This is a genomic window from Luteitalea sp. (genome assembly GCF_022842525.1).
Classification (GTDB): domain Bacteria; phylum Acidobacteriota; class Vicinamibacteria; order Vicinamibacterales; family Vicinamibacteraceae; genus Luteitalea.
In genome coordinates, this window is record NZ_JALHPM010000074.1 from 23,553 (window position 1) to 30,630 (window position 7,078).

General features: G+C 66.9%; 9 protein-coding genes. All 9 read left to right on the forward strand.

Annotated elements, in window-relative coordinates; translation table 11 throughout:
* Window positions 1-5: 5 nt before the first annotated feature.
* Complete coding sequence (locus Q0C41_RS15625) at window positions 6-1,250, forward strand: TrbI/VirB10 family protein (RefSeq protein ID WP_291985022.1); 1,245 nt, start codon at window positions 6-8, stop codon at window positions 1,248-1,250.
* 11 nt (window positions 1,251-1,261) lie between these two features.
* Entirely contained in the window at window positions 1,262-2,044 is a 783-nt protein-coding gene (locus Q0C41_RS15630; RefSeq protein ID WP_291985024.1) for a hypothetical protein, read from the forward strand.
* Window positions 2,045-2,059: 15 nt separating this feature from the next.
* Window positions 2,060-2,851, forward strand: coding sequence for a hypothetical protein (locus Q0C41_RS15635; protein WP_291985026.1), 792 nt, complete (start codon window positions 2,060-2,062; stop codon window positions 2,849-2,851).
* Window positions 2,852-2,869: 18 nt separating this feature from the next.
* Window positions 2,870-3,724, forward strand: coding sequence for a type IV secretion system protein (locus Q0C41_RS15640; RefSeq protein WP_291985028.1), 855 nt, complete (start codon window positions 2,870-2,872; stop codon window positions 3,722-3,724).
* An 11-nt stretch (window positions 3,725-3,735) separates the two neighbouring features.
* Window positions 3,736-3,903: a hypothetical protein gene (locus Q0C41_RS15645; protein WP_291985029.1), complete on the forward strand. Its 168-nt coding sequence runs from the start codon at window positions 3,736-3,738 to the stop codon at window positions 3,901-3,903.
* Window positions 3,904-3,914: 11 nt separating this feature from the next.
* Entirely contained in the window at window positions 3,915-4,616 is a 702-nt protein-coding gene (locus tag Q0C41_RS15650) for a VirB8/TrbF family protein (RefSeq protein WP_291985031.1), read from the forward strand.
* Entirely contained in the window at window positions 4,613-4,906 is a 294-nt protein-coding gene (locus tag Q0C41_RS15655) for a hypothetical protein (protein ID WP_291985033.1), read from the forward strand. The genes Q0C41_RS15650 and Q0C41_RS15655 overlap by 4 nt, the downstream gene beginning before the upstream one ends.
* Window positions 4,907-5,093: 187 nt before the next feature.
* Window positions 5,094-5,861 (forward strand): hypothetical protein, encoded by a 768-nt coding sequence (locus Q0C41_RS15660; RefSeq protein ID WP_291985035.1) that lies wholly within the window; start codon window positions 5,094-5,096, stop codon window positions 5,859-5,861.
* On the forward strand, window positions 5,858-6,835 hold the full coding sequence (locus Q0C41_RS15665) for a hypothetical protein (RefSeq protein WP_291985037.1): 978 nt from the start codon (window positions 5,858-5,860) through the stop codon (window positions 6,833-6,835). The genes Q0C41_RS15660 and Q0C41_RS15665 overlap by 4 nt, the downstream gene beginning before the upstream one ends.
* Window positions 6,836-7,078 lie beyond the last annotated feature (243 nt).

A 7,078-nucleotide genomic window follows, 5' to 3' on the forward strand; every position in this document is an offset into this window, starting at 1 on the left:
GGGCGATGACTGAGCCAACCGACACGCCAGGCACGGTGGGCGTGACCGACCACCGGATCGCACCGCGTGGGGTGCTGCCTCGGAACCTCCAGACGTGGCTGATGGCGGGACTCGCCGCTGGCATCCTGCTCGTAATCCTGCTGGTCGGTCGGCCCGAGCCAACGACTGGAAGGACGACGGCGGCTGCCCCGCCGCAGGCTCCCAGCGCCGACCGGGTGCGGGACTACCAGGACCGGCTCCGATCGCTCGAGGCCCAGGCGTTGCGCGAACTCCAGGCTCCGGAGCAGCCAGGTGTGCCCGCCCCGGCGATGTACTACGACGAGCCCACCCAGGCCCCGAGGGAGGACCCCCTCGAAGCCGATCGGCGGCGGCGTGAGTACGAAAGCCTGTTTGCCAGCAATGTCGCCGTCAGTCGTCGGCCAGACAACGAACGGCCCGGGGGACAGACGGCGCGGACGTCGGCACCGTCCGGTGAATCCGGACTGCCGTCGGTCGATGAGGTCGTCGAGTCCGTCATGCGCGCCACGGCCAAGTCGGGCGCGCCGACATTCCCGTCGCAGGTGATCAGCCCGGCCGCACCACTAGCCGCCACGCAGGCCGCTGCTGCTGCCGAATCGAGCGCGCCTGCCTTCACCGGCCCCATTGCCGCCTCGGGCCCACAGCACCGGCTCCTGGAGGGCACGTTCATCGACACGGTGCTCACCAACCGCCTTGACGGAGGCAGTGCCGCGCCGGTGAATCTGCTCGTGACCAATCCGATCTATACGCACAGCGGCCACCAGGTCGTCATCCCTGCCGGCGCGCGAATACTCGGGGAGACACGGCCCGTGCAATCGCTCGGGGAGTCACGCCTTGCCGTGGCACTCCATAGGCTGATCCTGCCTGATGGCCGCACCTACCGTCTCGACCGGTTCATGGGCCTGAACCAAATCGGCGATGCCGGCCTGCGAGACAAGGTGAATCACCACTACTGGTCCACGTTCGGGGCCGCTGCCGCCGTCGGACTCATCAGCGGCCTGGCACAGTGGATCGGCACCGCCGGCCTGTCGAGCGGCGACAGTGACAGCACCGTCGTCGTTGCCGGAAGTGTCAGCGACGCGACCGCGCAGGCCAGCATGCAGGTGATGAACCGGTTTCTCAACCGGCTGCCCACCGTGACCATCCGCGAGGGGCATCGCGTGAAGGTCTACCTCACCAGCGACCTGGAACTGCCGGCGTTCCAGGGCGGCCGTCGAGCCGGTGGAATTTAAGGAGGATGGTCATGTCGAGCCGCACAACGGCCGTCGTTGCATTGGTTCTTGCCGCGTCAGCGGTCGTCCCGGCGCGGGCGCAGATCCCCGTGACTGATATCGCGCACCTGACGCAGGCGGTGCTCATCGCGCAGAGTGCGCAGCGCCACCTGGACGAACTGCGGGCGCAGTACCGCACCATCATGCGCATGTCTCAGGGCTTGGGCGCGATGGAACACTACCGGATGCCGCCCGTACGGGTCGCCCGACATGATGCCGGGCGGTGGTCGTACGCCGAGTCCTGGCTAAGAGGGTTGAACGCCGGCGACCCATCTGGCGCCGGTTACTACGCGTCCGCCCTGCCGCTCGAACGGCCTGGCGTGCCCGCGCGCGGCCTGTCTGCCGCGGCGCGCCAGATGTTCGAGCGACAGTACGCCACCATCGAAATCAGCGACTCGGTCGCGCTGATGGCGGGCCACCAGGTCGGCGCGTTGCGGGGCTACCAGGACCAGCTCCAGGGCGCCGTGCGTGAACTCGAGTCGGACGTGTTGAACGGCTTGCTTCGCTACCACGAGATGACGGCCATTCTCGACAAGATCGCCGGCGGCGAGTTGCTGGCCCGCCGGCAGGACATGGCGACGAACCAGCTGCTCTCACACGCGCTCGAGCAGCTGCTGGCGCGGGGCAAGCGCCAGCGCGACACCGAGGCCGCGACGATGAACATGCAGCTGGTCACCTGGCGCGACGGCCGCGCCGCGAATGACGCGCTCGTCGCGGGCACAGGTGACGCCCTGCGCACCTGGCGCCAGCCTTGACGAAGGAGAAGTGCGATGCGTGCTATCTGCCTGTCCCTTGTCATCGTCCTCGTGACGACCGCCCGTGCCCATGCGCAAATCACCGTGACGGACGTCGCCGTCACGACTCAGAGCCGAATCACGGCCGTGTTGAAGGAGTACCTGCAACTGCTGCAGCGCGACGAGCACAGCCAGCTGCGCCGAATGGCACAGCGGCTGAGCATGTTCACGGACCTTGGCAAGTTCGGCGTGCCTGACGCGCCGCGGTGGCGGATTCACGACTTCGAGGACCCACGACTGTTCCACTTCTCGAGGGCGTACAACGCCGCCTTGAACTACGGGGACGCGTCGGGTCTCGCCTATCTGGGTGTCAGCCATCCGCTCGTCCCAGCCGCGACGCTCGTGGGCCGGCTGCCTGCCACGGCCAGGCGAGCCCTTGCCGCCCGACTCGCCACCGTGCAGGCATCGGACGCCGCCATCATCACCGCGACGCATCAGAGCGGCCAGACACGGCTGAACGGTCGGCGGGAACTGGCAGCCATCGACGGCCTCGAAGGTGACGTCACGAACGGCACGCTCGAGCAGAGCACGACAGCGGTGCTCGACAAGATCAGCGGTGCCGTCCTGATTGGGGCGCGTCAGCGCGAGGCCCGAGGCCACCTGCTGACAGGAGTCGTCGAGCAGCTGTTGCTCGAGAACAAGCGCGCTCGCGACACAGATGCGGCAGCGATGAACATGCAGATCGTGGCGTGGCGTGACCGCCGTGCCGCCAACGAGGCGCTGGTGGCTGGTTCGGGCGACGCCCTTCGGACGTGGCGGCAGCCGTAGCGGCTTCAGGAGACGACGATGCCTACTCAGCCCTCGCTCAACCTGTTGCCCACCATCCAGCAGGCCATCGGCAACCTGTTGCTGACGTACGAGCCGGAGTTCATCCGCTTCGGGTACCAGCTGTTCATGGCGTTCGCCACCATCATCATCGCGTGGCACGGGATCCGGATGATGTTCTCCGGCAACGGGCTGGGAGATCAGACGTTCGACTTTGCCAAGCTACTGCTATTCGTCTCGTTCGGCTACTCCCTGATCACGTTCTACGAGTCGCCCCTGCCTGGCATCGGCGTGTCGTTCAGCAACCTCATCACCGACCAGGCGTACTACTTCCAGTCGGTGCTCGAGGCCCGCGCCTTTGACAACATCTACCGGCACCTGGACGAGCTGACCGAACACTTCATGCAGCCAGACCCGTGGTCCATCCTGGCCAACCTCATCTACTGGACCGTCCTGCTCCTCGTCGCGCTCGCGAAGGCTATCTCGCTGGCCGTCATCTCGTTCGGCCTGATCGCCAGTGCCGTATGCGCCTTGCTCGGCCCCATCTTCGTGCCGTTCTTCATCGTGCCGAAGCTCGATTGGCTGTTCTGGGGCTGGCTCAAGGCATTCATCCAGTACTCGTTCATCCCTGTGGTGGCCGTCGCGTTTCTGATGGTGTTCGAGCAGTTCGTGTTCCGATACGTCACCACCCTGCCGCCGACGATTACGCAGGCGGAGTATGGGGTCTACGCCCTCCAGGCCGTTGCCGTGATCGGCACGTTTGTCGTCGGAATGCTGATGGTCCCGACTCTGACCAATCACATCTTCACAGGAGGGGGCGGTGGCACCGCGCTGTCTTCCCGTGTGGGTGTAGGCCGGGTGCTCAGTCGGCGGTAAGGAGCAGAACCATGGCACGACGATGGGACGATCCGGACCAGGTTGAGCGCGACGAGACCGCGTCGCCGGAGTTCGGGCGACTGCTGTTCATCGCCATCGGCGTGGCCATGCTCCTGGGGTTCACCTGCGGCGTCTTGTGGATGGCGTACCACCTGCTGAAGGGCTACTTCGGCGCCTGAAGGAGTGCAGCATGCGCGCGACGGTCGGCGACATCGCTCCCAAGTCCCTTGACAGCGCGAAGCGCCAGTTCGTTGAGGTGTACGGGTCGGCGCTGGTGCTCAACACCTACCTGAAGATTGCGCTCGTCCTGGTGTCGCTGGTGGCGCTCGGCCTGGTCGGTCTCAACATCCACACGACGAGCCGCTACGCCGAGGTGAAGCCCCTGGTGATCCGGATCGACCAGGTGGGCCGTGCTGAGGCGGTGCAGTACGACGCCACGGGGTACGCGCCGCAAGCGCCCGAGCTGCGCTACTTCCTCACGCAGTTCATCGTCAAGCACTTCAGCCGTATCCGCACCACGGTGCAGCGGGAGTATCCGGATTCGCTGTTGTTCCTCGAGCCGACGCTGGCAGACGCCACCATTTCCCAGAACGACCAGAGCCGCGCCCTCGAGACGTTCCTGGCGACCCCCTCGGCCGACGAGATCGACATCGTCGTACAGAACGTCAGCCTCAGCGAGCTGACCACGGCGCCGTTCAAGGCCACCGTCAGCTTCCAGAAGGTGTTTTACACGCCAGGCACGCGCCACGAGCGGTCTCGCGAAACCCACGTCGCACAGGTCGACTTCGCACTCCGAGACCACGTGCCGAACGAGTTCGTCCGGGTCAATCCGCTCGGCCTCCAGATTGCGTACTTCCGCGTCGACCAGGCGTTCGAGGAGGCGAAACGATGATCGCCAATGCTGCCTTTCTCGCCGCCCTCGTGTTGTTCCTGTTCGTGGCCTGGCTGGCGGGCGAGCTGACGTTTCTCGCGCCGTACAAGTCCACGCTGTTCCACCGCCATGCCGAGGTCCTCGGCGGTGGCATCCTGCTGCTGTTCCTGAATCTCTGCGCACTGTTCTACGGCATCTCCCGCTGGCTCTTTCTTCGCGACGCAGGTCGGAAGCTCACACATGTGGACCGCCAGCTCGGCACCCCCGACAGCGTCCACGAGGACCTGAAGCCCTACCTGACACGAAGGTGAGGAGACAGCCATGTGGGACCACATCGATCCCCGAACGAGAGAATCGTCGGGACCGCCCAGCCCAGGCCGCGGATCGGGCACGTCTGATGCCCGTGAGCGTGCAAGCCGGGACTCCCGAGACGTCTTTGCCGAGGGACTGGACCTGCCTCAGGGCCGCGAACGCGAGCCCGTGTTGCTAGGTGACGAGGTGTACAGCCTGAAGGCCTCGGAGGTGCGGACGCTGGCGACGCTCGGGGCATTCCGGGTTGTCGCCGTCGACGACCTGAAGGACGACCGCGGTGAGGCCGGCGCGCTCTGGAACGGTGACCTGCGGCATCTTCGCGCCAGCGGCCTGGTCGCCACGGTCGCGCCGACAGAGCGCGACAGTCGGACGCCTGTCGTGACCCTGACGGAACGGGGCAGGGCGCTGCTCGAGGCGCACCGACGACCAGACCACGAGCCGGCCCAGACCTTCCACGCCGGGGTACTGCGCACCCGCGAACTGGGTCACGACACCCAGGTGTACCGCGCGTACGAACGAAGCGCAGAACGACAGGCGGAGCGCGAGGCACGCATCCTGCGGGTCGTCCTCGAGCACGACCTGAAGCGCGAGTATCAGCGATTCCTTCAGGAGCCGAACCGTGGACGTTCCGAGTCGGATGGGCGGGTCAAGCGGACTCCGGACGAAGTGCGCCAGTGGGCCGAGGAGCATGAGCTGTCCGTGCGCGACGGCCACGTGCAGTTCCCCGACCTCCGCCTGGAACTGGAGACGACGGACGGCCGGCGCGAGATCGAGGACATCGAGGTCACGACCCTCCACTACCGCGGCCTCCACGCCTCGGCGAAGGCGAGCGCGGGCTTCACCCGCTACCGGTCGTCTGGTGGCCGAGTCGGAGGGCGACTGTCGGGCAAGGGCGGACGGTCTGGTGGGCGGCGGGGCCCCGACCCTCATCTGGCCGAGGAGGTGCTGCGGTGACGTGGGAGGAGCGGCTCTCCGCCGTCGAGGCGTTCGGCTTCACCGGCCGGCAGGCAGGGTTTCTGGTGACCGTGATGCTGCACAGCGGGGCCTGCATGGATCGCCACTACTGCACCTATGGAGGCATCGTCCATGGGCAGAAGTCGCACGACTTCTTTGCCAGCCTGCTCGCCAGGAGGATGGCGACGATGCAGCCCTGCGGCCACAATCGGGCGCTGATCTGTCACGTGCACCACCGGCCCCTGTACGAAGCCATCGGCGACGCGGACAACCGGCACCGAAAGCCCATGGCGCTGGCCAGGGCCATCGAACGATTGATGATCCTCGATGCCGTGCTCGACGACCGGACGGTGACGTGGCTGGGCACGGAGCACGACAAGGTCGGCTACTTCACGCTCGAGCGCCCCGTGCCGCGCGAGGAGCTGCCGACGGTGACGTACGCGGGGGCGGATTCGGCGACCGTTCGTCACTTCGTGGACAAGCTGCCCATCGGCGTCTCACGCGATGCCCGCACGACGGTGTTCCTGTACCTGCTGACCCGTCCGTCGCCCATCGAGTTCCGGGCGTTTCTGGAGCACCACGCCGACCTGCTGAGGGCACTGCCGGCCTGGACCATCCGACTCCTGGTGCCACAGCATTTGGCCAAGGCGAGCGGCACCTACATGACGGCGTTCTTCGAGCAACTGGCCATGCCGCTGCGGCCCGACACGCGCGACGAGTTGCAGTGGTACGTGGAGGGTCGGCGTGCTGGCCTCGGCACACGCGATGCGCGCTTCAGGCGCGCGGCGGGGGCCTTCGCCGCCCCGCGCTTCCAGGCGTTGTACCGGGTGTGGCGGGAGCGTGGGGACGCGGTCGTGCAAGCGTCCGTATCACCGGCGTTGGCCGACGCGATCGCCAGGCAAGTCGGTCAACTCGAATGCCGGGTCCTGACGCATCGGTATCGTCATCTCTCTTCCCTGCTTGCCACGGCCTGACGCGGCCGTCAGGGGGACGAGGCAGGGGACGAGACGCCGACGTGCATCTGTCGCAGGACACCGGCCGCGTTCGGTGTCCATCGCGACGGTGGCTGGATGTGCGAATGAGGCGTCAGCGCACGCCGGTACTCGTTGCGTGTGGGGAGGTTAGGCGTTCGGGGCAGGCAGCCGTCGCGGGCACCGGGCGGCGTGGTCTGCCGCCCGCAGGAGTGGGCAGCAGGGTAGTTGGGGGCGTGAGCGACC

Coding starts and splice junctions, on each gene's coding strand:
- Q0C41_RS15625 (WP_291985022.1), top strand. CDS start 6: ATGACTGAGCCAACCGACACGCCAGGCACGGTGGGCGTGACCGACCAC.
- Q0C41_RS15630 (WP_291985024.1), top strand. CDS start 1,262: ATGTCGAGCCGCACAACGGCCGTCGTTGCATTGGTTCTTGCCGCGTCA.
- Q0C41_RS15635 (WP_291985026.1), top strand. CDS start 2,060: ATGCGTGCTATCTGCCTGTCCCTTGTCATCGTCCTCGTGACGACCGCC.
- Q0C41_RS15640 (WP_291985028.1), top strand. CDS start 2,870: ATGCCTACTCAGCCCTCGCTCAACCTGTTGCCCACCATCCAGCAGGCC.
- Q0C41_RS15645 (WP_291985029.1), top strand. CDS start 3,736: ATGGCACGACGATGGGACGATCCGGACCAGGTTGAGCGCGACGAGACC.
- Q0C41_RS15650 (WP_291985031.1), top strand. CDS start 3,915: ATGCGCGCGACGGTCGGCGACATCGCTCCCAAGTCCCTTGACAGCGCG.
- Q0C41_RS15655 (WP_291985033.1), top strand. CDS start 4,613: ATGATCGCCAATGCTGCCTTTCTCGCCGCCCTCGTGTTGTTCCTGTTC.